This is a genomic window from Nocardia pseudobrasiliensis NBRC 108224 (assembly GCF_001613105.1).
Lineage (GTDB): Bacteria > Actinomycetota > Actinomycetes > Mycobacteriales > Mycobacteriaceae > Nocardia > Nocardia pseudobrasiliensis.
On the sequence record NZ_BDBS01000051.1, the window covers coordinates 59137 to 83945 of the forward strand.

At 68.1% G+C, this 24809-nt stretch carries 22 protein-coding genes; 11 read left to right on the forward strand and 11 right to left on the reverse strand.

The window, feature by feature from the left end; translation table 11 throughout:
• Positions 1-54 precede the first annotated feature (54 nt).
• The gene (locus tag NP4_RS33145; protein WP_255285607.1) at positions 55-987 is read left to right on the forward strand and encodes an IclR family transcriptional regulator; all 933 of its coding nucleotides are present in this window, start codon (positions 55-57) and stop codon (positions 985-987) included.
• 16 nt (positions 988-1003) lie between these two features.
• A complete protein-coding gene (locus NP4_RS33150; RefSeq protein WP_068006374.1) occupies positions 1004-2269 on the forward strand; it encodes an erythromycin esterase family protein in 1266 nt (421 codons plus the stop codon).
• Here the strand turns inward: NP4_RS33150 and NP4_RS33155 are convergent.
• The 3 genes from NP4_RS33155 to NP4_RS33165 form a co-directional block, all read right to left on the reverse strand.
• Entirely contained in the window at positions 2257-2853 is a 597-nt protein-coding gene (locus NP4_RS33155; protein WP_373863884.1) for a SanA/YdcF family protein, read from the reverse strand. The genes NP4_RS33150 and NP4_RS33155 overlap by 13 nt on opposite strands.
• Positions 2854-3198: 345 nt before the next feature.
• Positions 3199-4272 (reverse strand): MFS transporter, encoded by a 1074-nt coding sequence (locus NP4_RS33160; protein ID WP_211335878.1) that lies wholly within the window; start codon positions 4270-4272, stop codon positions 3199-3201.
• Between the two features lie 141 nt (positions 4273-4413).
• Entirely contained in the window at positions 4414-5739 is a 1326-nt protein-coding gene (locus NP4_RS33165) for a cytochrome P450 (protein WP_211335877.1), read from the reverse strand.
• A 186-nt stretch (positions 5740-5925) separates the two neighbouring features.
• Here NP4_RS33165 and NP4_RS33170 point away from each other — a divergent pair, with 186 nt between their 5' ends.
• Positions 5926-7341, forward strand: coding sequence for an alpha/beta hydrolase (locus NP4_RS33170; protein WP_068006377.1), 1416 nt, complete (start codon positions 5926-5928; stop codon positions 7339-7341).
• 3 nt (positions 7342-7344) lie between these two features.
• Here NP4_RS33170 and NP4_RS33175 read toward each other — a convergent pair whose 3' ends face one another.
• Entirely contained in the window at positions 7345-8091 is a 747-nt protein-coding gene (locus NP4_RS33175; protein ID WP_068006441.1) for an SDR family oxidoreductase, read from the reverse strand.
• Positions 8092-8264: 173 nt separating this feature from the next.
• Here NP4_RS33175 and NP4_RS33180 point away from each other — a divergent pair, with 173 nt between their 5' ends.
• The gene (locus NP4_RS33180) at positions 8265-9539 is read left to right on the forward strand and encodes an FAD-binding oxidoreductase (protein WP_068006379.1); all 1275 of its coding nucleotides are present in this window, start codon (positions 8265-8267) and stop codon (positions 9537-9539) included.
• Positions 9540-9596: 57 nt separating this feature from the next.
• Here the strand turns inward: NP4_RS33180 and NP4_RS33185 are convergent, their stop codons facing one another.
• Together NP4_RS33185 and ctaC are read right to left on the reverse strand one after the other, a co-directional pair.
• Positions 9597-10013 (reverse strand): cytochrome c oxidase subunit 4, encoded by a 417-nt coding sequence (locus NP4_RS33185; RefSeq protein WP_062512004.1) that lies wholly within the window; start codon positions 10011-10013, stop codon positions 9597-9599.
• Positions 10014-10026: 13 nt separating this feature from the next.
• Positions 10027-11028, reverse strand: coding sequence for an aa3-type cytochrome oxidase subunit II (ctaC, locus tag NP4_RS33190; RefSeq protein WP_082876438.1), 1002 nt, complete (start codon positions 11026-11028; stop codon positions 10027-10029).
• 376 nt (positions 11029-11404) lie between these two features.
• Here ctaC and asnB point away from each other — a divergent pair, with 376 nt between their 5' ends.
• Positions 11405-13330, forward strand: a complete 1926-nt coding sequence (gene asnB / locus NP4_RS33195; RefSeq protein WP_068006382.1) for an asparagine synthase (glutamine-hydrolyzing) — start codon at positions 11405-11407, stop codon at positions 13328-13330.
• A gap of 118 nt (positions 13331-13448) precedes the next feature.
• Positions 13449-15050, forward strand: a complete 1602-nt coding sequence (locus NP4_RS33200) for a purple acid phosphatase family protein (protein WP_068006385.1) — start codon at positions 13449-13451, stop codon at positions 15048-15050.
• Here the strand turns inward: NP4_RS33200 and NP4_RS33205 are convergent, their stop codons facing one another.
• Both NP4_RS33205 and cobT read right to left on the reverse strand, forming a co-directional pair.
• Positions 15051-15797, reverse strand: a complete 747-nt coding sequence (locus NP4_RS33205; protein WP_068006387.1) for an adenosylcobinamide-GDP ribazoletransferase — start codon at positions 15795-15797, stop codon at positions 15051-15053.
• Between the two features lie 358 nt (positions 15798-16155).
• Entirely contained in the window at positions 16156-18033 is a 1878-nt protein-coding gene (gene cobT, locus NP4_RS33210) for a nicotinate-nucleotide--dimethylbenzimidazole phosphoribosyltransferase (protein ID WP_068006389.1), read from the reverse strand.
• A 358-nt stretch (positions 18034-18391) separates the two neighbouring features.
• On the opposite strand from cobT, the gene NP4_RS33215 reads away from it, so the two are divergent.
• A complete protein-coding gene (locus tag NP4_RS33215; RefSeq protein WP_068006391.1) occupies positions 18392-18868 on the forward strand; it encodes a GNAT family N-acetyltransferase in 477 nt (158 codons plus the stop codon).
• Here NP4_RS33215 and NP4_RS33220 read toward each other — a convergent pair.
• A complete protein-coding gene (locus tag NP4_RS33220; protein WP_068006394.1) occupies positions 18849-19829 on the reverse strand; it encodes a helix-turn-helix domain-containing protein in 981 nt (326 codons plus the stop codon). The two genes, NP4_RS33215 and NP4_RS33220, sit on opposite strands and share 20 nt — an antisense overlap.
• An 86-nt stretch (positions 19830-19915) precedes the next feature.
• Here NP4_RS33220 and NP4_RS33225 point away from each other — a divergent pair, with 86 nt between their 5' ends.
• Entirely contained in the window at positions 19916-20119 is a 204-nt protein-coding gene (locus NP4_RS33225) for a hypothetical protein (protein ID WP_147287969.1), read from the forward strand.
• 208 nt (positions 20120-20327) lie between these two features.
• Here NP4_RS33225 and NP4_RS33230 read toward each other — a convergent pair whose 3' ends face one another.
• Positions 20328-21005 (reverse strand): DUF3043 domain-containing protein, encoded by a 678-nt coding sequence (locus NP4_RS33230; RefSeq protein WP_068006446.1) that lies wholly within the window; start codon positions 21003-21005, stop codon positions 20328-20330.
• Positions 21006-21207: 202 nt separating this feature from the next.
• Here NP4_RS33230 and NP4_RS33235 point away from each other — a divergent pair, with 202 nt between their 5' ends.
• The 3 genes from NP4_RS33235 (at position 21208) to NP4_RS33245 (ending at position 23603) form a co-directional block, all read left to right on the forward strand.
• On the forward strand, positions 21208-21561 hold the full coding sequence (locus tag NP4_RS33235) for a HesB/IscA family protein (RefSeq protein ID WP_068006397.1): 354 nt from the start codon (positions 21208-21210) through the stop codon (positions 21559-21561).
• A 198-nt stretch (positions 21562-21759) separates the two neighbouring features.
• Positions 21760-22731: a carbohydrate kinase family protein gene (locus NP4_RS33240; RefSeq protein ID WP_068006400.1), complete on the forward strand. Its 972-nt coding sequence runs from the start codon at positions 21760-21762 to the stop codon at positions 22729-22731.
• A 158-nt stretch (positions 22732-22889) separates the two neighbouring features.
• The gene (locus NP4_RS33245) at positions 22890-23603 is read left to right on the forward strand and encodes an MBL fold metallo-hydrolase (RefSeq protein ID WP_068006402.1); all 714 of its coding nucleotides are present in this window, start codon (positions 22890-22892) and stop codon (positions 23601-23603) included.
• A 2-nt stretch (positions 23604-23605) separates the two neighbouring features.
• On the opposite strand, the gene NP4_RS33250 is transcribed toward NP4_RS33245, so the two are convergent.
• A complete protein-coding gene (locus NP4_RS33250) occupies positions 23606-24706 on the reverse strand; it encodes a branched-chain amino acid aminotransferase (protein ID WP_068006404.1) in 1101 nt (366 codons plus the stop codon).
• Positions 24707-24809: the final 103 nt, after the last annotated feature.

Sequence of the window (24809 nt, forward strand, 5' to 3'; positions counted from 1 at the left end):
CCCGACCGAAGGGAGGGTTGCAGTGTCGAATATTCGACGCTATCGTTCGATATTGTGACACCGACGATAGGCCGATCGCGCCGAGCCGGTCAAGAACCTGTTTCAGAAAACGGTTCCGATCCCGCCCTCGCGTCACCGCCCACCCAGCGCGTCGTCCGCGTGATCGAACTGCTGTCCCGCCGCCCGGCCGAGCATCTGTCCCTGGCCCGGATCGTGCGCGACACCGGCATGTCCCGGGCCACCGCGCACGCGGTGCTCACTCAACTGACCGCCGACGGCTGGACGATCCGCGACGCCGACGGCAACTACGGCCTGAGCCTGGGCCTGCTCACGATCGCGCGCCGCGCCGAGGCCGCCTTCCCGCTGCGCCGCCTGGCGGCGGATCCGATGCGGGATTTGGCCGCGCGGCTGCGGGTCCCGGTCTTCCTGGCCGAACGCGACAACGGCGTGATCCTCATCACCGAGGTCCTCGGCAGCCCGTCGGTACCGTGGATCCGCCCCGGCCGCCGCATGCCGCTGGCACCCCCGGTCGCGCGTGAATTCGTCGCGTGGGCGGCCGAATCCGAGCGCAGCGCCTGGCTCGAGACCGCCGATCCGATCCACCGCGAGCGCCTGCTCGCGGTCCTCGACGCCGTGCGCGAGCGCGGCTATTCGGTCGAACGCCTCGCCGACGAATCCGCGCCCATGCTGGAAGCCCTTGCCACCCTGCGCAATTCACCGGTCACCGACCCGCTGCGACACCGCCTCAACGCCATGATCGCCGACCTGATCACCATCGACTACCTCCCGGCCGAACTCGGCCCCGAGAACGCGGTCGTCACGGTCGCCGCTCCGATCTTCAGCGAACCGGCCACCGTCACCGCCACCGTCGTCGTCTGCCCCGACACCCTGCTGTCGGCAGCGGATCTGGAGCGGATGGGTGCGGCCGTGCGCGAGACGGCCGACCTGATCACCCGGAAATCGGGTGGCCCGGCCGACCTGTCGTGAATTACGGTGCTCACCCATGTCGACAGACACGCCCGCGGCCGTGGCGGCCCACACGCACAGCCTGTCCGCCCTGGATTCCGCGACCGATGCCGAATTGGCCGCCATGGCCGATATCGCCGACGGCGCAACGGTTGTCGCGCTCGGCGAGGGCGCGCACTTCGTCGCCGAATTCGGTGCGGCCCGTCGCCGCCTACTGCGCTATCTGGTCGAACAGCTCGGATTCACCGTATTGGCCTTCGAATTCGGTTTCGCCGAGGCCTTCGCCCTGGATGCCTGGCTGCGGGGCGACGGTCCCGAAGCCGCGCTGAGCGATCTGGCCGGAACCATGGCCTCCGGCCTGGACACCACGATGGCGCTGTGGCTGCGGCGCTACAACGCCACCGCCCAGCGCCCGGTCCGGCTGATCGGTGTGGACGTCCCCGTCGCGGGCGGTACCCTGCGTCCGGCGCTCGAACCGCTCATCGCCTATCTCGATCGGGTCGATCCCGAGCAAACCCCGCTCGCCCGTAGGGCATTGGATATCTCCGCCCGGGTCGAGGGTGATTCGGCCGCCGCCGTGGCGCCCCGCTGGGCCGCCCTGGACGAATCCGACCGCACCGCCCTGGCCGCGGCCCTGTCCCGGTTGTCGGTGCGCATGCGCGCCCTGGAACCGCTCTACCTCGCCCGCGGCGACCGCGAATCCTATGAGCTGGCCCGACGGCACCTCGACGTCGCGGTCCACACCGAGTACATGTTCACCAGCATGCACGAATTGCTCTACGGCACAGGCGGTCTCCCCATGGATCCGACCGCGCGCGACTGGCTGATGGCCGATACCCTGCGCTGGCATCTGGATCGCCTGCCCGGCGAGGCCCGGGTGGTCCTGATGGCCCACAACAACCACATCCAGAAGACGCCGATCGAATTCGAGCCCGGCCGTATCGCGGCCTATCCCATGGGCTACTACCTGGCCGAATCATTGGGCGACGCGTATCACACCGTGGCCTTCACCCACACCGCCGACACGGTCCCGGAAATGGTCCTCGACACCGGTCATCCGCTGGGCTTTCGCGTCGAGGAGACCGCCACCCCCACCCCGACCTCGGGCAGTTTCGAAGATGCCGTCGCGGCGGCGGGTTTCGCGAAATCGGTGTCTCTCACCAATCTTCGCCCGCTGCGAGGTGACTCCGATATCGAGCTGACCAGCCTGCGCAGTCAGAGCGTCTCGATGCCGATCGCGGTGGCGGAGGCGTTCGACGCGGTTCTCACCGTGCCCACGACCACCAATGCCTATCGCGAATAACGGATCAACGCCGCGACCGCTTTGGGGCCGGCGAGCCATTCGCGGATCGTATTGCGCACCAGCGTTGTTCGCTTGCACTCACAGTAGGCGTCCACGCCGTCGGCATCGATGCCCGCGCCGCGACACAGGGCGATGGCCCGCGCCGCGTGCCGGGGCTGAGTGACGATGATCGCGCGATCGATGCCGAAATGACGATGTGCGCGTTCACATGTCGCCCTGGTCGACACCCCCGCCCCGTCGGCCCGCACGAGGTCCGGATCGACCCCGCGCTCGAGCAGATAGCCGCGCATCGACGCGATCTCGTCACCGGACGCACCCGCCGAATCACCGGAGATCAGCACCCCGTCGACCTTGCCCGCCGCCAGCAACTCGATCGCGATATCGAGCCGTCCGCGCAGATACGCCATCGGCCGACCATCCACACCGACCCGCGCCCCCGGCACGATCACAACCGGAGCCCACGGCACGGTCTCCACTCCGAAGCGATGCCCCGCCGAGAGCCTCCTCAGCCGGACATCAGCCGACACCACGATCAATATCAGCGCCGAGCCGACGCCGAGCATCCATTTCGTCCACACCGCCATCATTCCGGCAGACCGCGCGATGTCGAACCAACCGCGACTCAGTTACCGCCCCCGCTGAACAGAAGCAGACGCCGCCGTCGCTCGGCACGCCTCACCGCCTCCGCCGCCGCGGCCGCCGCCTCCTGCTCCGAAGCGCCTTTACGCAGGGCCTCGTCATAAGCCGCCACACTCACCGCCTCGATCCTGGCAGCTCTCCGACGCCGAACGCCATCAACCAGTCCCACAGTTCCCGCCTCCCATATCCGAACCGATACCACCCCAGCCTGTCCCATCCCCAACCCGCAGCACATCAATCCAGAGCATGACAACCGCACCCACCACATACTCCCCACGACCGACCCACCCTCAAACCTCCGAACTCGCCGACCGTCGCCACGGCAGCAACAGCGAGCTGGTCACCAACAGCACGGCGGCACAGCCGATCGCGGTCCGCGTGCTGGTGGCCGCGGCCAGCAGACCTCCGACCGCGATGAATGCGGGTTGAACGCTTTTGGAGCTGATCGACCACGCGGTGCCGACGCGAGCCATGTAGTCGTCGGCAGTGGCGTTCATGCGGTAGGTGGTGAAGATTGGATTGAACACCCCGGCGCAGAACAGGAGCAGGGTGTCGGCGGCCACGATGACGATCAGTCCGCCGACACCGGGACCCGCGAGCACCATCAGCCCGAGCCAGCAGGTGCGTAAGGCTCCGAATCCGAGCAGTACCGCCCGCCCGCCGAAGCGCGTCACCAATCTCGGCGCGCACAATGCTCCGGCCAGTCCGCCCACCGTGGGAAGGCCCATCGCCAGACCGTATTGCCAAGGCGTGAAGCCCAGCTCGCGCAGCATCAGCAGCGCCATCAGCGGCCCGGTGAGCATGAGTGAGCCGCCGAACAGCATGGCGTTCCAGAACAGTCGTCGTAGCAGCGGGTGACCGAAGATGTAGGACCATCCGCTGTGAATCTCCACGGCCCGATGACGGCCGGGGCGTCGATGTTCGGGCGCGGGCTCCGGCGTGGCGATACCGCGCAGTCCGAGCGCCGACAGCAGATAACTCCCGGCGTCGACGAGGATGGTGAACGTCGCGCCGAACATCGAGACCAGTGCGCCCCCGATCGGCGCGCCGACGATGGACACCGTCCAGAACACGGTTTCCAGGCGGCTGTTCGCGCGCATCCGAATCGGTTCGGGCACCAGCGATTTCACGTAGGCGCCGTTGGCGGCGTTGAACACGATCGTGCACAGGGCGCTCATCGCGCCCACCACGCACAGCTGCGCATAACTCAGCACCCCGAGCCACGCGGCCGCCGGAACGCTGGCGAGCACGGCGAATGCCACCAGATCCGCCCGCACCATGATCGCGCGTTTGCGACGGAATTCGACGAACGGTCCCAATGGAAGCGCCACGGCCGCGGCCGCAATCCCTGACAGTGCCGCCATCAACGACACCTGCAGATCCGAGCGCCCACAATCAGAATCGCGACCAGCGGCAAAGCCCCCGCACCCAGCGCGCTCCCCAGTTGGCTGACAGCCGCCGAACCCCAGAGCCGATAGAAATCCGGCGAGAGCCGATCTGTGGTGTCAGGTCCGCTGGGAGAGATGGACGAGGATATCATCCGCCGCCCACAGCACGAACCGCTCGATCGGTGTAACCGTATGCCCGGCAGCGAGTTCGAAGCGGAACCGGCGAATCAAGATCGCCAGCACCAGCTCCGCCTCCACCATCGCCAAGGACGCGCCCTCGCATGCCCGGGGGCCCAGGCCGAAGGGTAGGTAGGCGTAGCGCGGGCGGGCGGAGGCTTGGGCGGGGAGGAAGCGGTCGGGGTCGAAACGGTGTGGGGCGGGCCAGTATTCGGGGTTCAGGTGGATGGCTCGGAAGGGGAGGAAGATCGTTGTGCCGGTGGGGATCTCGTAACCGGCGAGGGTCAGGGGTGCGGTGGTTTCGCGGGCGCCGTAGGGGCCGGGGGTGTACAGGCGCATCGATTCCTGGAGGACCATGCGCAGGTAGGGCAGGTGTTTGAGGTCGCGGTAGGTGGGGGTGCGGTCGGTGAGGACCTCGGCGAGTTCGGTGGCGACCCGGTCGGCGATTTCGGCGTGCTGGGCGAGGAGATACAGGGTCCACGACACCGCGACGCCGGTGGTGTGGTGGGCGGCGAGCATGGTCATCACCACGGTGTCGCGGATGCGCTCGGGTGGCTGATTCGCGGCGGCCAGCGCACCGATCAGATCGCTGTGGTCACCCGGTGTCGGATCGGTCCGGTGCGCGGCCAGCACCTCGTCGACGGTCGCGCGCAGGAAGGCCAGCGCGTCCTGCGCGCCGTCGGTCGCACCCTGCCCGGTCTCGTACAGTCGCGCCAGCTGATCGGAGAGCACCCGTTCGAACGCCGAAACCACCTGGCGGGCCCGCTCTCCGGACCGCCATCCGCTCCCCAGCGCGTACGCGCAGATCATGCGCAGCGACAGCTCGCTCAGGTCGCGTTGCAGCGGAATCGGGCCGTCGGCGGCCGCCCAGCGGTCGGCCATCTCCTCGGTCAGGGCGACGAATTCGCCGAAATGCGCCTCGTGCGAGGCGCGCCCGGCCAGCACCGACAGCAGCGCCCGCCGCCACGGCCCGTGCTCGGCGGCGTCGAAGGTCTGCAGATTGTCCGATTCCTGAAGTGGCGCAAGGAATTCGAACAGGGCGTCGGGACGGGCGTCGATCCGGGCGACGGCCTCGAGCAGTTTCGGATCGGCGACCGACACGACCCGCGAGACCCCGGGTAGCGGGAACCGAACCACCGGGCCGTAGTCGGCGTGGATTCGCAACTGGTAGTTGTGCAATCCACCCGCGGCCGCGATCTCGGCGAGCCCGTCGCCGTCCGGACCCGGAATCGTCGTCCAGGCGCTGTCGACCTCCGCTGCTGTCACGATGTCTCCCCGATGGTCGTCCTCTGCGCCATCCTCCTCGCCTCACCAGTCCGGCGCAACCGCGAAAGTCCTTGATGTACACCGTGTCTCAGGTACTCTCGGCGGCCGTGTCATACCCGCGAGCCAGGCGCGAATGGCGCGGCGGGGTGATGCGAACCGGCCCCGGCCGCCTCGAGGATGACACCCATGACCCCGCGCCGTTGGATCCTCACCACCGCGGCGGTGGCCGCCCTCGCCACCGCCTGCACCCCCACCACACCCGACATCGCCTGGTCACACTGCACCGAGAACGCCGAATTCGATTGCGCCACACTACAAGTCCCGATCGACTGGACCCGACCCGACGGCGAGACCATCGATCTCGCCCTGATCCGCCGACCCGCCACCGACCGCGCCCACCGCATCGGCGCCCTCATATCGCTACCCGGCGGCCCCGGCACATCCGGCGTCGACGAGATCCTGCACGGCAAATTCTCCCCCCGCCTGCGCGAACGCTTCGACATCATCAGCCTCGACCCCCGCGGCGTCGGCCGCAGCCACCCCCTGCGCTGCGACGCCGGACTCGCCGCCCGGTTCCCCGACCCGATCCCCGATCTCGGCGCACGCCTCGACGACATCCACTCTTACGCACGAACTCTCGCCCGAACCTGCCGCGACCACACCGGCCCACTGATCGACCACCTCGACGCCGCCAGCGTCGCCCGCGACATCGAACAACTCCGCCACACCCTCGACGAGGACCGCCTCAGCATCTACAGCCGCTCCTACGGCACCATGCCCGCACAGTCCTACGCCGAACTGTTCCCCACCCGACTACGCGCCCTGGTCCTCGACAGCGTCGACGACCACAGCCTCGACGGCACCGGCTTCCTCGACACCGAAGCCCGCGCCGCACAGGACACCTTCGAGGAATTCGCTTCCTGGTGCGCCCGCGAACCCGCCTGCCCACTCCACGACCGCGACCCACACCGGATCTTCGACGACCTCTACGCCGCGGCCTCACACAACACCCTGCGCGACCCACACACCCCCGATCGGCCCCTGGCCCCGATGGACCTGTCGGTCACCGTGATCAAACAGCTCTACGCCCCCGACTGGCCCGCCCTGGCCGACCAACTCCGCGCACTCCTCGACCAGCCCGCCACCACCCCGCTACCACCTATCGCACCGCCCACTCCCTCGGGCGCCCCCGCCCCCATGCCCGGCGTCATCGCCTGCAGTGACTGGCAATTCGACCTCCCCGACCAACACACCTGGCAACGCGCCTGGCACACCCAGAACACCCTCGCCCCCACCCTGCGCGCCCACTTCGCCTGGACCGCCGCGAGCATCTGCTCCGGCTGGCCCATCGCCCCCGCCAATCCCCCACACCCACCCCGCGTGATCGACGGCCCGCCCATCCTCGTCCTGAGCTCCCTGCACGACCCCGCCACCCCCCACGAATGGGCCCGTCAGGTCACCACCCGCACCGACCGCGCCACCATGCTCACCTACCACGGCTGGGGACACGGCGTCTACGACCGAACCGCCTGCACCACAACCGCCACCGACGACTACCTGATCTCCCTCATCCCACCCACCACCGACTGTCCCGCCGCCTGAGACCTAGTCGCGCAGCGCGGCCACGTACTGCGCCCAGGTCTGCACGCCGTCGCGATGTTCGGGGGTCAGGTTGTAGCCGCTGCGGTAGCCGTGAGCGATCTTGCCGCGCAATGGCATTCGCACGATTCGCCGGGGTCGGCCACGCTGGGCTCGCCAGATCTCGACCAGTTCGCCGAGGGTCAGGATCTCCGGGCCGCCGAACTCCGGTGCGCGGCCCAGGGGCCGGCCCTCGACGGTTTCGGCGATCCGCAGTGCGGCGTCCTCGGTGGCCGCGGGCTGGAATCGGAAGTCCAGCGGCAGCGGCGCGAAGGGCAGTCGTTCGGTCCGGCGCAGGACGTTCGCGATCAGGGTGTGGAACTGGGTGGCGCGCAGAATCGTATGCGGCACAGTGCCTCCGGCGATCAGCTCCTCACAGGCCAGCTTGTAGCGGTAGAACCGCAGCGGGATCCGATCGATGCCGACGATGGACACATACAGCACATGCCGGACATCGCCCGCCACCGCCAGCAGGTTGCGCGTCTGCGCCACATCGGTTCTGCCCATTCGGCGCGGATCGGAGGCCGCGTGCACGATCAGCTCCGCACCCTGCACGGCCGCGCGCACCCCCTCCCCGGTGGCCAGATCCCCGACATGGGTGCCCGCCCCCTCCCTGCGAGACAGCACCCGCACCTCGTGTCCGCGCACCCGCAACCGTTCGACCAATCGCCTACCGAGGGCGCCGGTGCCCCCGGTTACGAGAACCGTGCTCATGATCACCACCCAACCGCACTCGGCCGCCTCGCCACAACCGAGCCGCCGCATGTCATGACGCGCGGTGTGAAACGTGGCGCTTTCGCGCCACACATACCCCCTCACCACGGCCGTCGTCGAGCCGCTGCGCTCGGGGCAGACGAAGTGGCCGGGGTGTGGTTAGCTGTGGGGCCATGAGCACGACGCTGGCCGCACTGCCGGAGGAATTCCTACCCCGCGACACTGCGGATGTCGTTCGGACAGTTCGCGATTCACGGCCACAACCGCTCACCGTGTACGGCGGTGAGCCCACCGGCGAGGACGAGCTCGGCCCGCCCGACCGGCGTGTCGTGCTGTCGCTGCGCCGAATGAACCGGGTACAGGCGGTCGACGCCGACGCCCGACTGGTCCGGGTGCAGGCGGGCGCGCGACTGTCCGATATCGACCGCACCCTGGGCGCGCACGGGCTGGGCCTGCCGGTCGTCGGCGACCATCGCGAAATCACCGCGGGCGGATTCGCGGCTGTGGGCGGTCTCAGCGGCGCCTCGCACCGATACGGCATGTTCAGCGACAATGTGGTCTCCCTCGAATATGTCGATCCCGAGGGCAGATTCGGCACCTGCGGGCGCGCCCATCACACCGACCGGTTCCGCCGCATCCTCGGCAGCGGCGGGCGCGCGGGCATCATCACCGCGCTCACCCTCGAGGCCGTGGAGGTCGACAAGGACCGCACCTGGCTGACCTCCGACGCGCACCGGTTCCTGGATTTCGACACCTTCGTGGAGCATTCGCTCGCCGAGATCGTCAGGCCGGGTGACGCCATGCTTCAGGTCGGCCGCTGGGTGGACACCGCGCCGCTGCGCGTCTCGCGGCCGGTGGGCACCGGCAATATCCAACTGGGCACCGTACGCTTCGGCCAGTGGTCGAGCCTGCATCCCACCGCCGCCACCCCCTCGCTGCGCGCCCGTCGCGAACTCGGCGCCCGGGCCCGGAAATCGCTGGGCGCCATCGCCTCGGCCGCCAAGGGCCCGGCCGGTATGCCCGTGCGCAATGCCGCCGCCGGTGCGCTGATGTTCGCTCCGAAGGTGCTGACCCTGCGCGATGCGGAGTATCTCGCCGATACGGTGATCACCTCCTCCGAGCGCGGACCCGCCTACCGAGTCGGCGTCTTCGCGCCGCTGTCGACCTACACCGCGGTGTTCCACCGGCTGCACGATATGCTCACCGACCATCGCGAGCGCGGCGGCGTCTTCACCGTCATCTCCGCCCTCACCTACGGCGTGCGCTCGCCCTATCTGCACGAATTGTCCGGCGAGGACCACGGTTTCATCTCCTTCACCTGCCGACTGCGCCCCATCGGCACCTACTCCGGCAAGTCGGGCACCCCGGATGTGCTGCGCGACATCGACTCCGGCATCGACGACATCCTGCGCGCCGAGCGGGCCCGCCGGTATCACGCGGCGGACTGACACGCGAACGACGAACGCCCCGGCCGATTCCGGCCGGGGCGTTCGTGCGGAGAGAACTCAGTGCTTCTCGGGACCCAGGTGGTACTCGAACACCAGCCCGCCGACCGTGGTCAGGATGCAGATCACGCCGATCGCGATCAGCCACAGCTGGAAGAACGCGAAACCGATGGCGGTGACCGAGCCCGACGCGGCGATCAGGATGGGCCAGAAGCTACCGGGCGAGAAGAAGCCCAGGTCGCCGGCGCCGTCCACGATCTCGGCCTCCTCGTAGTCCTCGGGGCGCAGGTCGAGACGACGCGCCACGAAGCGGAAGTAGGTGCCGACGATCAGGGTCAGGCCCGCGGTCAGCACGATGGCCGTGGTACCCGCCCACTCGACGCCGGTGCGCGACTGGCCGGTGAAGAAGGCATAGATGACCGCCACGATGATGAAGAACACCGTGAGCAGCTCGAAGATGCGTGCTTCGACCTTCATGTCAGTTCAGTCCTCACTTGCTCTCGGCGACGGTCGCGCCGCGGGCGGTGCGCTCGGTATCGAACGGGTGGGTGGTGACCGCCACCGGGGACTCGCCGATGCTCGCCAGCGCCTCGGCGTTGGTCTTACCTGCTTCGCGGGCCTTCAGATACTGCTCGAACTTCTCCGGCGAAACCGCCCGGACCTCGAAGTTCATCATCGAGTGGAAGGTACCGCACATCTCCGCGCACCGCCCGACGAAGGCGCCCTCCCGCTCGATCTGGGTGATCTGGAAGGTGTTGTCGGAGTGGTTCTCCTTCGGGTTGGGCATGACGTCCCGCTTGAACAGGAACTCCGGCACCCAGAAGGAGTGGATCACATCGGCGGCGGCGAGCTGGAACTCGACGACCTTGCCGGTCGGCAGGACCAGGACCGGGATCTCGGTGCTGGAACCGATGGTCTCGACCTTGTCGTAGTTCAGGTAGGTGATGTCGTTGGCGGGCTTGCCGTGCAGCGGACCCGGCTGCGGGTGGCCGCTGGGCGACTTGCGCTCCTTGTATTCCTCGATGATCCGGTCGTCGAGACCCTGGCGGGTGTGGTCGACGCCGTCGTAGACCTGGCCACCGGCCAGCACGGCCTTCTGGTAGCCGAACTTCCAGTTCCACTGGAAGGCGGTCACATCGACGACCACGTCCGGGTTGGAGACCTTCTCGTGCACGTAGTTCTGCACGACCACGGTGAAGTAGAACAGCACCGCGATGATCACGAACGGAATCGCCGTGTAGGTCAGCTCCAGCGGCACGTTGTAGCCGGTCTGCCGGGGGAATTCCGGGGAGTTGGGCTTCTTGCGGTGGAAGGCGACCGTCCAGAAGGTCAGACCCCACACCAGCACGCCGACCAGCAGGGCGGCGACGACCGACCACGTCCACAGCTCCCGCATCTTGGTCGCCTGCGGGGTCACACCCGTCGGCCAGCCGAACCGAAGCACGGGATTGTCGATCGAGCAGCCCGAGACGAGCAGCACGGTGATCCCCATGGACACCGCCAGCCCGGCCCGCCGAAGGATGCGGCCCCGTCCGCCGGAGGTGAGTCCCCCGCCGGGGCGTGCCCCTATCGCTTCGCTCGCCTTGTGCGCCACGCTCAACGCCTTCCTGGTCGTCTATCCGACTCGGCGCCGCCCGGTGCACGGGCGGCGCATATTCAGCACGTTCGGGTCGCTCGCGGGCGGACGGGTGCAACGCACGATCCGCCCCGGGAGTTCCCGAGTACTACGCAGCGTAGACCAAACCGGGTGCTGTGTTGTGACCGGGTCGATTTCGACACACCGGCCCCAGCGGGAATCCGTTCACTACGGCATACTCGGAAGCCGAGTTTCACTCAATCCCCTATCCGGAAACGAGGTTGTGCCCGCAGTGTGTGGACTGCTCGGATTTCTGACCGCCGACGTAGCAACCGAGGACATCGTCACGCAGGTCTACGACGCGTTGCAGTGCGGCCGTCACCGGGGCCCCGACGAGCGCGGCACGTGGCACGACGATCACGTCATCCTCGGATTCAACCGGCTGTCGATCATCGATATCGAGCATTCGCATCAGCCGCTGTTCTGGGGCCCGCCGGAGAATCCGCAGCGCTACGCCCTGGCGTTCAACGGTGAGATCTACAACTACCTCGAACTGCGCGAGCAGCTGACCGAGGAGTTCGGCGCGCGGTTCCGCACCGAGGGCGACGGCGAGTCGATCGTCGCGGCCTATCACCACTGGGGCACCGCGGCCTTCTCGCGACTGCGCGGCATGTTCGCCTTCGCCATCTGGGACAGCGAGACCAAGCGGATGGTGCTGGCCCGCGACCGATTCGGCATCAAACCGCTGTTCCTGGCCACCGGCCCGAACGGCACCGCCTACGCGAGTGAGAAGAAGAGTCTGCTGGAACTGCTTCCGGCGCTGGGACTTTCCGATGAGCTGGACGCGCGGGCGCTCGAGCACTACACCGTGCTGCAGTACGTGCCCGAACCGGAATCGCTGCACGCGAACGTCCGGCGGCTGGAGTCGGGCACCTACGCGACCCTCGCCCCGGGCGAGGAGCCGAGCGCACAGCGGTATTTCGATCCGTCCTTCCGCATCCGGCCGTTCGCGGCGGGCAGCGAGGAGCGCCGCTACCGCGAGATCGCCGCGGTGCTCGAGGATTCGGTCGCCAAGCATATGCGCGCCGATGTGACCGTCGGCTCGTTCCTGTCCGGCGGCATCGACTCCACCGCCGTTGCGGCGCTGGCGATCCGGCACAACCCGAATCTGCTGACCTTCACCTCCGCCTTCGAGCGGGAGGGCTACTCCGAGGCCGATGTGGCCGCCGAGACCGCCGCGGCGATCGGCGCGAAGCATTACATCCGGATGGTGAGTCCGGAGGATTTCGCGAACGCGATTCCCGAGATCGTCTGGTATCTGGACGATCCCGTGGCCGATCCGGCGCTGGTGCCGCTGTATTTCGTGGCCAAGGAGGCCCGCAAGCACGTCAAGGTGGTGCTGTCGGGCGAGGGCGCCGACGAGCTGTTCGGCGGGTACACCATCTACCGGGAGCCGTTGTCGCTGAAACCCTTCGAGTATCTGCCGCGCGGGGTGCGCAAGCTCGCGGGCAAGCTGTCGGATCGGATCCCCGACGGCACGCGCGGTAAGAGTCTGCTGCACCGGGGCTCGCTGACGCTCGAGGAGCGCTACTACGGCAACGCCCGCAGCTTCAACGACGCCCAATTGCGGTCCGTGCTGCGCGATTTCCGGCCCGAGTGGACCCATCAGGATGTGACAGCGCCGATCTACGAGCGCTCCCGCGGCTGGGATCCGGTGGCGCGCATGCAGCATCTGGACCTGTTCACCTGGTTGCGCGGCGACATTCTGGTCAAGGCCGACAAGATGACCATGGCCAATTCGCTCGAACTGCGGGTGCCGTTCCTGGATCCGGAGGTCTTCGCGATCGCCGAGCAGGTCCCATTCGAGCAGAAGATCACCAAGGACACCACCAAATACGCGCTGCGCCGGGCGCTCGAGACGATCGTGCCCCCGCATGTGCTGCACCGGCCCAAGCTGGGATTCCCGGTCCCGCTGCGGCATTGGCTGCGCGGACCGGAGCTCTACGACTGGGCGGCAGCCCAGATCGCCGAATCCCAGACCGATCATCTGCTGAACAAGTCCGCGATCAAGACCATGCTCGACCAGCATCGCGCCGGGACCGCCGATCACAGCCGTCGGATCTGGACCCTGCTGGTCTTCATGATCTGGCACGGCATCTTCGTCGAGAACCGCATCAAGCCGGAGATCCAGGAGCCGGCCTACCCGGTACGGCTGTAGTTTTCGCGACCCGGCGGGCCGATAGTCCGAGCGGAAAGATCATCGGTCCGAGGGCTCGTTCACCTCTCGTTAGCCGTGTCGTGGCGATGGGAGCACCGAGGGCGGGTTAGCTGAGGGCATGACCGAGCACGAGGAATCCGAGGCGCAGCGCGGCGTGAGCCGGCGGTGGTTGTTCGGGGCGTCCGGGGTGGCGGCCGTGGCGGGGCTGGCCGTCGGGGCGGGGGCGACCGCCTCGCTGCGCGATGATCGGGCGGGCCAGGATTTCTGGCCGCGTTCGGCCGAGCTGATCACCGGGCCGGATCGCGCCGCGGCGCCGCGGGTTTCGGGGCTGCATCTGCAGTTCGGCGCGAATGCCGCACGGGAGGCGGTGATCTCGTGGCATACGGTCGGCTCGGTGAGCGATCCGAAGATCCGGTACGGGACCGCGGCGGAGGGTTTCGGGACCGTCGTGCGGGCGCGCACCCGGACCTATCGCGACGCCAAATCCGGTATCGAGGTGCAGGCGCACCACGCGCGGTTGACCGGGCTCGCGCCCGATACCGATTACGTCTACTCGGCCGGGCACGACGGCGCACCGCCCGAACTGGGGACCCTGCGCACCGCTCCGGCCGGGCGGGCGGCGTTCCGGTTCACCAGCTTCGGTGATCAGGGCACGCCGACGCTGGGCAAACTCGACAACGGCAAATACGTCAACGACAATCTCGGCTCCCCGTTCGCGGGCGACGTGACCGCCGGGATCGAGCGGCTGGCCCCGCTGTTCAATCTCGTCAACGGCGATCTGTGCTACGCCAATCTGTCCACCGATCGCATCCGCACCTGGAACGACTGGTGGGCCAACAACTCTCGTTCGGCCCGCTATCGGCCGTGGATGCCCGCGCCCGGCAATCACGAGAACGAGGCGGGTAACGGAGAGATCGGGTACGAGGCGTTCCAGACCTATTTCACCGTTCCCGACAATCGCGGCGAGGATCTCTCACGCGGGCTGTGGTACTCGTTCACCGTCGGCGGTATGCGGGTGATCGCGGTGGCCAATGACGACATCTGCTATCAGGACGGCGGCAACACCTACGTGCGCGGGTACTCCGGTGGCGCGCAGAAGCGCTGGCTGGAAACCGAATTGGCCAATGCGCGCGCGGATCGGGATATCGACTGGGTGGTGGTGTTCATGCATCAGACCGCGATCTCCTCGGCCGACAAGTTCAACGGCGCCGATCGCGGCATTCGCGAGGAGTGGCTGCCGCTGTTCGACAGGTATCAGGTCGATCTGGTGCTGTGCGGGCACGAACATCATTACGAGCGTTCACATCCCGTGCGCGGGACGCTGGGGACCGAAACCCTCACTCCCGCACCGGTCGATACGCGGACCGATGTGATCGATACCAGTAGGGGCACGGTGCATCTGGTGATCGGCGGCGGCGGCACCTCCGCGCCGTCGAACGCCCTGTTCTTCCCCGGACAGCAGTGCCGGGTCATCACCGCGGTCGGCGACGCCGATCCGGCGACCGGAAAGAAGGCTCCGGTCTACGTTCTGGAGCAGGCGCCGTGGTCGGCGTTCAAGGATGCCGAACATCCCTACGGCTTCTGCTCTTTCGACGTCGATCCCGGCCGACCCGGGGAGAACACGACGATCAAGGGCACCTATTACGCGCTGGTCGGGCCGACGAGCGAGCTGAAGGCCGTGGACAGTTTCACCCTCACCCGCCCGCGCTCGGACCGGTAGTCAGGAGCTCAGCGACAGAATCACCGCCGTCACGGCGACCGCGATCTCGACGACCGCGCCGAGCACATCACCGTTGAGACCCTCGAATCTGCGCACGCAGTGCCGGACGACCACGCGGCAGACCACCAGGGCCGCCACGACGGCCGCCGGGCCGAGCCACCACGGCTCCGGCACCGCTGAATACGCTGCCGCCACGGCGATTACGACCCAGCCGACAGGCAGCACGCGGCCCTGCGTCTCGGCCACCAGCGCACCGAATCCGGCCCCCGGAGCGGCCGCCGCGCCGCGACAGGCGAGCACCACCGCCACCCGGCCCACGGCAATCGCCACCGCGATGCCCCACCATCGGCCCGTCTCCGTCAGCGCCGCGAACGAAAAAGCCTGCACACCAACGCCGAATACGAGGGCGGCGACGCCGAACGGCCCCACCCCACCGCTTTTCATGATCTCCCGCGCCCGCTCCGGCGGCCCGTAGCAGCCCAGCCCGTCGGCGGTATCGGCCAGTCCGTCCAGATGCATGCCCCGCGTGCCGAGCGCCAACGCACCGACGATCAAAAGCCCCGCCACCGCGAAACTCGCTCCCGCCCAGACCAATAACCGCGCCAGCGCCACCGCGGCGAGGCCCAGCACCACCCCGACGAGCGGAGCGACAGCGATCGCCCGCCGCGCGCCCTTACGATCCACGTTCTCGGGCCCGCGCACGGGCAACACCGTCAACCACGAAAACGCCAGTCGCAGACCGTTCATCGACAGCCCCGTAAGCAACCCGATCGTCGCCCCGGCCGGGCCACAGCTCGCCACACAAAATCGGATCCCCAGCCCGGACCACGATTCGGCCCCGCCACCGCCCTGCGAATCCCCTTCGAGCGCCGCCACTCCAGACGGCACGCGGATCCCCACACCGGACCGGACACATGGTTCGGCCGCGCCACGACGGACGGTATCGGCCGACGGATCTGCTCCGGGCGGGCCGCAGATCGCCACACCGGGCCGCACACACCGTTCGACCGCGCCACGACCGGCCATGCCAGCCAATGGGTCTCCTCCGAGTGCCGCGGCTCGCGATCGCCTCGGGTCGCGGGGGTAGGCGTCGTGGGTCGCACGGTCAGGGTGCGACCCCCGTCGGGGAGTCGGCCGTACTCACTCCGGCCTCGTCGAAGGTGGCCATCTCCGTCAGTGTGGCGACGGCCGCGCGCAGGATCGGCAGTGCGGTCAGGGCTCCCGAGCCCTCGCCCAGGCGCATATCCAGGTCGAGCAGCGGTTCGAGCCCCAGTTTGGTGAGGGCCATCTGGTGGGCGGGTTCGGTGGAGCGGTGGCCGGCGAGCCACCAGTCCTTGGCGCCGGGGGCGAGCATTTCGGCCAGCAGGGCGGCGGCGGTGATCACTACGCCGTCGAGGATGACGGGGGTGCGGCGGGCCGCGGCCTGGGCCAGATAGCCCGCGGCGGCGGCCAGGTCGGCGCCACCGGCCACGCGGAGCAGGGCGACCGGATCCTTCAGGTGTGGGCGGGCGCGCCACATGGCATCGCGGACCGCGGCGGCCTTGCGCATCCATCCGGCATCGTCGACGCCGGTGCCCCGACCGACCGCGAGCACCGGTTCGGTATCGGTCAGCGAGGCGATGAGAACCGTTGCGGGCGTGGTGTTCCCGATGCCCATATCGCCCGCGATCAACAGATCCGCCCCGCCGTCGATCTCCTCGTCGGCAATCGCGCGTCCGGCCGCCAGCGCCGCATTGACCTGCCCCTCGGTCAGGGCGTCCTCGCGGTCGATGCTGCCGCTCGACCGTCGAACCTTGTGTCCCGACACGGCCGGATCGGTATCGCCGTCCACCGCGATATCGACCACCCGCACGGTCGCATCGGCCAGTCGCGCCAGCGCGTTCACCGCCGCGCCCCCGGCCAGGAAGTTGGCGACCATCTGCGCGGTCACCTCACTCGGATACGCCGAAACCCCGTGCCGCGCCACCCCGTGATCCCCCGCGAACACCACGACCCGAGCCCGCTCGAACTGCCTGGGCGGGCAAAATCCCTGACACGCGGCCACCCAATTCCCCAGCACCTCGAGTCGCCCCAGCGCCCCCGCGGGCTTGGTCAACCGCGCCTGCCGAGCCTCGGCCTCGGCCCGCACATGCGCGTCCGGCGCCGGGATGGTCGCGAAAATCGGTGCGTCCCCGAGAGTTACGTTCACCTCGGCCGGGGCAGGTTGCTCGCCTGCCTCCGAAACAGGCTCCGCGACGGCGTCTTCGGCATCGGTCGTGGACGCGGCAGCGCTGGCAGGCACGGCACCCGCGCCGTGGGCGGAAGCGACCCCGGCGGCGGATCCCGCACCGGCGGAAGACGCAGCCCCGGCGAGAAGCGCGGCATCGGCGGCGTTGGCGGTCTCGTTGGAAAGTTCTGTGCCCGAGTACTTCTCACCGGCGAATGCCGAAATGCCGTCCGTGAACTTGATCCGCGTCGCGATGCCCGCGACGACCAGGTACACCTCGTCACACACCCGGGCGAGCTTCTGGTTCAGCTCGCCGATCTCATCGGCGAACAGCCGCCCCGAACGGGTCGCGGGCACCACGCCCAGTCCGACCTCCGGGCTCACCAGGACCAGGCCCTGCGAATATCCGGCCACCGCCGCCACCAGCGCATCGATATCGGCCGCGATCGTCCCGCGCGGTTGCTCCCAGGCCGCGCGGGCATCGATCCGACCGGTCAGCCAGGTCCCGATATCGTCGATCAGGGTCATGCGCACCGGGTCGGCCAGGGCCGCCACCGGGTCGCCCTCCACGATCGTCCACTGTCCCGGACGCCGTACTCGATGTGCCGCAACGCGTTCGGTGAAATCGGCATCCCCGGGGTCGACCGCGGCCGTCGCCACGTACCGCACGATCCCGGCCCGACCGGCCAGTTCCTCGGCGAACGCCGACTTCCCCGACCGGATCCCGCCGAGTACCAGCGTCCGCGGGCCTTGCCCGCTCGCAGCATCGTTCAACACGCCAGCACGGTACCAATCCCACGCCCCGATATCCGCACACCCATGGGTGGGCCACACTGGTGCCGTGAGCGAGCCTGCGAGTGAACCATCGACACAGCGCGCATCGCGCACGGCGTCGCCGAGCGCCAGCGAGGTGGCGTCGTGAGCGAGCCTGCGAGTGAACCATCGACACAGCGCGCATCGCGCACGGCGTCGCCGAGCGCCAGCGAGGTGGCGTCGTGAGCGAGCCTGCGAGTGAACCATCGACACAGCGCGCATCGCGCACGGCGTCGCCGAGCGCCAGCGAGGTGGCGTCGTGAGCGAGCCTGCGAGAGAACCATCGACACAGCGCGCGAGCAGAGGGCCCAAACAGGGCGATGTGACGATCCGTACTGCCGTGCCCGCCGATGATCGCGTGCTCGCCGAGCTGTACCGGCGGGCGTGGTCGCCGATCTCCGATGTCATTCCGCGGCCGACGCCGGGTAACGCGTTCTTCCCCGAGCCGCGCGAGGCCGAGAACTATCTGGTCGCGGAGTTCGGCGGACGCGTGGTCGGCTATCTGCGCCTGGCGCAACCGATCCCGCTGCCCAGCGGCGCGCATGTGCGCCAAATCCAGGGTCTGGCGGTCGACACCACCACGCGCGGGCGTGGAATCGGCACCGCGCTGCTGGAGGAGGCGTGCGCGGAGACGCGGCGTCAGGGCGGCACCCGGATCACGCTGCGGGTGCTGGCCACCAATGTCGACGCCCGACGCCTCTACGAGCGGGCGGGCTTCGTCGTGGAGGGTGTCTTACGCAACGAGTTCCGCATCGAGGGCCGCTACGTCGACGACATCGTCATGGCGCGACTGCTGTAGGGGTCTGCTGGCCGAAGCGGCGGCGATATTCGGTCGGGGCGATGCCGACCAGGCGCTGGAAGTGATGGCGCAGCAGCGCCCCCGAACCGAAGCCGCAGCGGCCGGAGATGGTCTCGAGGTCGAGCCCGGTGTCCTCGAGCAGCTGTTTGGCCAACAGGATGCGCTGCGTGGTGAGCCACTTGACCGGGGTGGTCCCCGTCTCGGAGACGAAGCGACGGGCGAAGGTGCGCGTGGACATGGCCGAGCGGGCGGCCAAATCCTCCACCGAGTGCGGGAAGTCCAGGTGTTCGCTCATCCACTCGAGCGTGCTGCGCAAGCTGTCGGAATTGCATTCCGGGACGGGCTGTTCGATGAACTGCCGCTGGCCCCCGTCGCGCTGCGGCGGCACCACCATCCGCCGGGCGATCTTGTTGGCGACCGCACTGCCCAGCTCCCGACGAACCAGATGCAGGCAGGCATCGATCCCCGCCGCGGTCCCCGCACTCGTGATCAGTGACCCCTCGTCGACGAACAGCACATCGGGATCGACCGTGGCGGCCGGATACATGGCGGCCAGGGTGTCGACATACCGCCAGTGCGTCGTGCACTTGCGCCCGTCGAGCAGTCCCGCGGCCCCCGCGAGAAACGCCCCCGAACACACTGTCAACACGGTCGCACCACCCGCGGCCGCGGCCCGCACCGCCTCGACCACCCGGGGGTCGATATTGGCCCGGTCGCCCGCGGGAAACGCCGGAATGGCCACCAGATCCGCGTCGAGCAATTCGTCCAGCCCGTATTCGGGCGTCACCGAGATCCCCGGTGAGGACGAACTGAGCGGTTTACCCGGCTCGACGCCGCACACCCGGAAGTCGAACACCGGCAGCCCGTCGTCACCGCGATCGAGCCCGAATATCTCACAGACAACACCGAATTCGAACATGGCGAGGCGCTCGTTCAGCACGACCGCGACCTTCGAGAGCATGCCTAGAGTGTACGTGGCTGAATCTTTACGAACAATGTCACTACTGCCACTGTTGGCCGTAAGTGACTCAGCGCAAAATTACTGCCATGATTACTTCGATCCTCCTCCTGGCAGCAGCCGCCGCGATGATCCTGGCGCTGGCCGCCCCCTCGGTCTTCCTGCGCCACAACCTGACCCTCCCCCTCCTGGGTTCGAGTGAAGCCACCGACCGGGACGCCGAACGAGTAGACGCAGAACTCCGCGCCATCATCTCGATGCGAGACATGACCTCGATGCGCGAACACGGCTGAAAACAACAATGACAAGGCCCAAAACGGCCCAACAGAAACGCAACCTCCGCCCCCGACGTCCCCACCACGGAGGGAGCCAGACGACCGACCGTTCGCGGCCGTCCCGTCGATCAGCGCTCGAAGCGCATGCGCGAAGCGCGAGTCTCGAGCGCTGATCGACGGGACTCAGGGCCGCGAACACGCGCCGAAGCGAAGCGGAGGCGCAAATTTATACAGCAGTCCCAGCTTCAACCCGCGGCTTGGGCGCCCGCATCCGCCGAATCTGCGAAGCCCGAACAAACGCGTACCACCCCAGCGACCACGAAGAATCCGTGTGCTCAGGGAACCGCTCCCGAACCCGCCGATTGACGATCCGCCCCAGCAGGAACCCCTCGACGATCATGAACGCCATCATCACCAACATGGCCAACGTGACATAAGCCTGCAGCGCCGGTCCCACGAACATCGTCAAGATCAGCACCAGCGCCAGCGGCATGAACAACCCCACCAGATTGCGCCGAGCGTCGACCAGATCCCGCACATACGCGCGCACCGGCCCGCGATCACGCGGCAGCAGATACTTGTCCTCACCCGCCAGCATTCGCTGACGCCGGTCCGCGGCGTCCCGACGGCGCTCGGCCGAGGCGGCCTTGCGCTCCGCCCGGGAACCGCGCGTCGCCTTGCGCCGGGCCCGGGCCTCCTTGGCGGTCAGGGGCGCGGGCGCGACCGGACCGCGTCGGCGGCCCTGCGCGTCGCGGCGTTTGGGGGTGGGCTTACCTTTACCGGCGGTCGGAACCGGCCGGTCGGCGGTGGTCGAGTCGCCGTCCGACCCACCGCTTGTGGCGGCCGAGGTATCGTCGGCGAGGTCGTCGGTGGTGCTTGCATCGCCACGGCGGAGGAACTTCACGCCGACCAGGCTATTCGATCGCAGATCGGCCGGGAAATCCGGTTCACCCGCCAGGACGACGACCATCTTGTTTGCGGGTTCGAGGGGGGTCGACAGGTCCACGCACCCGATCCGAGTGGCAAGATTGGAAATAGCCATACGCGAACCGGCGTTGTGACTTGCCGAGCCGTTCGACTGGTAACACAGGCCCCTAGGAGAGTTCATGACTGTGCAGAACGAGACCGAGACCACCCACGGTGTGACTCTGACCGACGCTGCCGCCGCCAAGGCGAAGGCACTGCTCGATCAGGAGGGTCGCGACGACCTGGCGCTGCGGATCGCTGTGCAGCCCGGAGGCTGTGCCGGTCTGCGTTACCAGCTTTTCTTCGACGATCGTTCCCTCGACGGTGACCTCACCGTGGAATTCGGCGGCGTCAAGCTGGCTGTCGACCGGATGAGCGCCCCCTACGTGCAGGGCGCCTCCATCGACTTCGTCGACACCATCGAGAAGCAGGGGTTCACCATCGACAACCCCAACGCCACCGGCTCCTGCGCCTGCGGCGACAGCTTCAACTGATCTATCCGAGACGAAACCGTCAGCGCGGGGCCGTGATTGCCGAGGCCCCGCGCTGATGTCCGCCCGGGGGCCGAGAGTCCCTGCGGCGCAATGCAAACCGTCGAGTGAGACCCCCGGCACCATGGTCTGGTGAGATCGCCGCTGGACGGTGTACGTTACGGACGACCCGCCCAGCGCACGACACGAAGGATTCCCCCAGTGACCATCGCCGTGTCCGGATCCATCGCAACGGACAATCTCATGCATTTCCCCGGCCGGTTCTCCGAGGCGCTGCTGGCGGACCAGCTCGAGCACGTATCGCTGAGCTTCCTGGTCGACGACCTGGCCATCCGCCGCGGCGGTGTCGCGGGCAACATCACCTACGCCATGGGCTTGCTCGGGCGCAGCCCGCTGCTGCTCGGCGCGGTCGGCTCGGACTTCGGCGAATACCGCGAATGGCTCGAGAAGCACGGCGTGGACTGCTCGGCCATACTCGTCTCGCAGAAGGCGCACACCGCGCGCTTCATCTGCACCACCGACGAGGAGATGGCCCAGATCGCCGCGTTCTACCCGGGCGCGATGAGCGAGGCCCGCGACATCTCGATCGCCGAGGTGGCCCGCGGCCGCGAGCTGGAACTCGTGCTGATCGGCGCCGACGATCCCGACGCGATGCTGCGCCACACCGCCGAATGCCGCGAGCTGGGCATCCCGTTCGCCGCCGATCCCTCCCAGCAGCTGGCCCGCCTCGACGGCGCGCAGGCGCTGCAGCTGATCGACGGCGCGACCTACCTGTTCTCCAACGAGTACGAACTGGGTCTGCTGCGGCAGAAGGCCGGACTGACCGTCGAGGACATCGACAGTCGCGTCGGCATCCGGGTCACCACGCTGGGCCCGAAGGGCGTACAGATCACCGACCGCGACGGCACCGAGATCAATGTCGAGGTGGTGCCGGAGTCGGCGAAGGTCGATCCGACAGGTATCGGCGACGCGTTCCGGGCGGGCTTCCTCACCGGGCACACCGCCGGACTGAGCCTCGAGCGGGCGGCCCAATTGGGTTCGCTGGTGGCGGTTCTCGTGCTCGAAACCGACGGTCCGCAGGAGTGGACGCTCGATCGCGAGGTCGCCCTGCAACGGATCAGCGCCGCCTACGGTCCCGAGGCAGCCGAGGAAATCAGCACTGTGCTGCGCTGAAAACCGCTGCACCGCAGGTCGACTCGCGGGACAGCATCGCCAAACCAGGCAATCCGCAAAACTTTCAGCGATGTCCGAAACAACACCCGGCCGCGCAGTGAGGTTTCACAGCGCGGCCGGATGCGTGAAATTCGCCGGCGGGCCATAGGGTGGTGGGTATGGGATCCGACCGCGTGTACTTTCGTCAGCTGCTGTCCGGCCGGGATTGGGCCGTCGGCGATCCGATCGCCACCCAGATGCGCAATTTCGCGTATTTGATCGGTGATCGAGAGTCCGGCGAGTGCGTGGTGGTCGATCCCGCTTATGCCGCGAGCGATCTGGTGGATATCGCCGAGGCCGACGGACTGCGGGTGACCGGTGTGCTGGCCACCCATCACCACCCCGATCACGTCGGCGGCTCGATGCTCGGATTCACGCTGCGCGGCGTGCGTGAGCTGCTGGAACGGGTCGATGTGCCGGTTCATGTGCAGCAGACGGAATTGCCCTGGGTCGCCAACGTCACGGGTATCGAACCGAGTGCGCTGACCGGTCACGAACACGGCGACAAGTTGACCGTCGGCGCGCTGGAGATCGAATTGCTGCATACGCCCGGACATACGCCGGGCAGCCAGTGCTTCCTGTTCGACAATCGTCTCGTCGCGGGTGACACATTGTTCGTCGAGGGGTGCGGGCGCACCGACTTTCCGGGCGGCGACTCCGACGAGATGTTCCGCAGCCTGCGCTATCTCGCGGATTTGCAGGGCGATCCGGTCGTATACCCGGGACATTGGTATTCCCAGGAACCGAGCGCGCCGCTGTCGTCGGTGCGCGAACACAACTACGTGCTGCGCCCGACCACCCTCGAGCAGTGGCACATGCTGATGCCGAGCTGAACTCAGACCTGTTTTTGCATCCAGTCGTGGATATCGGCGAAGGTGCCGCGCTGAATGCCGGTCAGGGTGTCGCGCAGGGCCATGGTCACCTCACCCGGTTCGCCTGTGCCGATGGTGAATTCGCCCTCGGCGGAGCGGACCGTGGCGACCGGGATGACCACCGCGGCGGTGCCACAGCCGAACACCTCGGTGATCTCGCCCGATTCGACGCCCTTGCGCCACTCCTCGACCGAGATCTTGCGCTCCTCGACCTTGTATCCGGCGTCGGCGGCCAGCGTGATCAGCGAATCGCGGGTGATGCCGGGCAGCAGCGAGCCGGACAGTTCGGGGGTCACCAGCCGCGCCTGCGATCCGGAGCCGAAGACGAAGAACAGGTTGTTGGTGCCCATCTCCTCGACGTAGCGGTGCTCGCACGCGTCCAGCCACACCACCTGATCGCAGCCCTTCTCGGTGGCCTGCTTCTGCGCCAGCAGCGAGGCGGCGTAGTTGCCCGCGACCTTCGCCTCGCCGGTGCCGCCGGGCGCGGCGCGCACGTATTCGGTGGAAAGCCACACCCGCACCGGCTTCAACCCGCGCGGAAAGTACGCGCCCGCAGGCGATCCCAGCAGCAGGTACTGATACCGCTCGGCCGGCTTGACGCCGAGGCCGGATTCGGTGGACAGCATGAACGGCCGCAGATACAGCGAATCCTCACCGCCCGCCGCGGGCACCCAGTCGGCGTCGACCTCCAGCAACTGGCGCACCGATTCGATGAACAGCTCCGCGGGTAATTCGGCCATCGCCATGCGCCGCGCCGAACGCTGGAAGCGCGCGGCATTGGCGTCGATGCGGAAGGTGGCGATGCTGCCGTCGCCCTGCCGGTAGGCCTTGAGACCCTCGAAGATGGCCTGGCCGTAGTGGAACACCATGGTCGCCGGGTCCAGCGTCAGCGGCGCGTAGGGTTCGACACGGCCGTTGCCCCACTGCCCGTCGACGTACTCGAGAGTGACCATGTGGTCGGTGAAATAGCGTCCGAAACCCGGTGCGGTGAGGATTTCCTGCCGTCGCTGCGCCGGCGTCGGGGCGGGATGCGGAACACGGGTGAACTGTGCAGCAACGGTCATGATGCTGATCCTAGAACGCGGTGCCCGCTTCGCGGTGCCCGGTCCGACATCTCGAATAGAAGTAACCGGGCGTGCTGTGCAGATTGCTCAGCAGCGCCCGGCC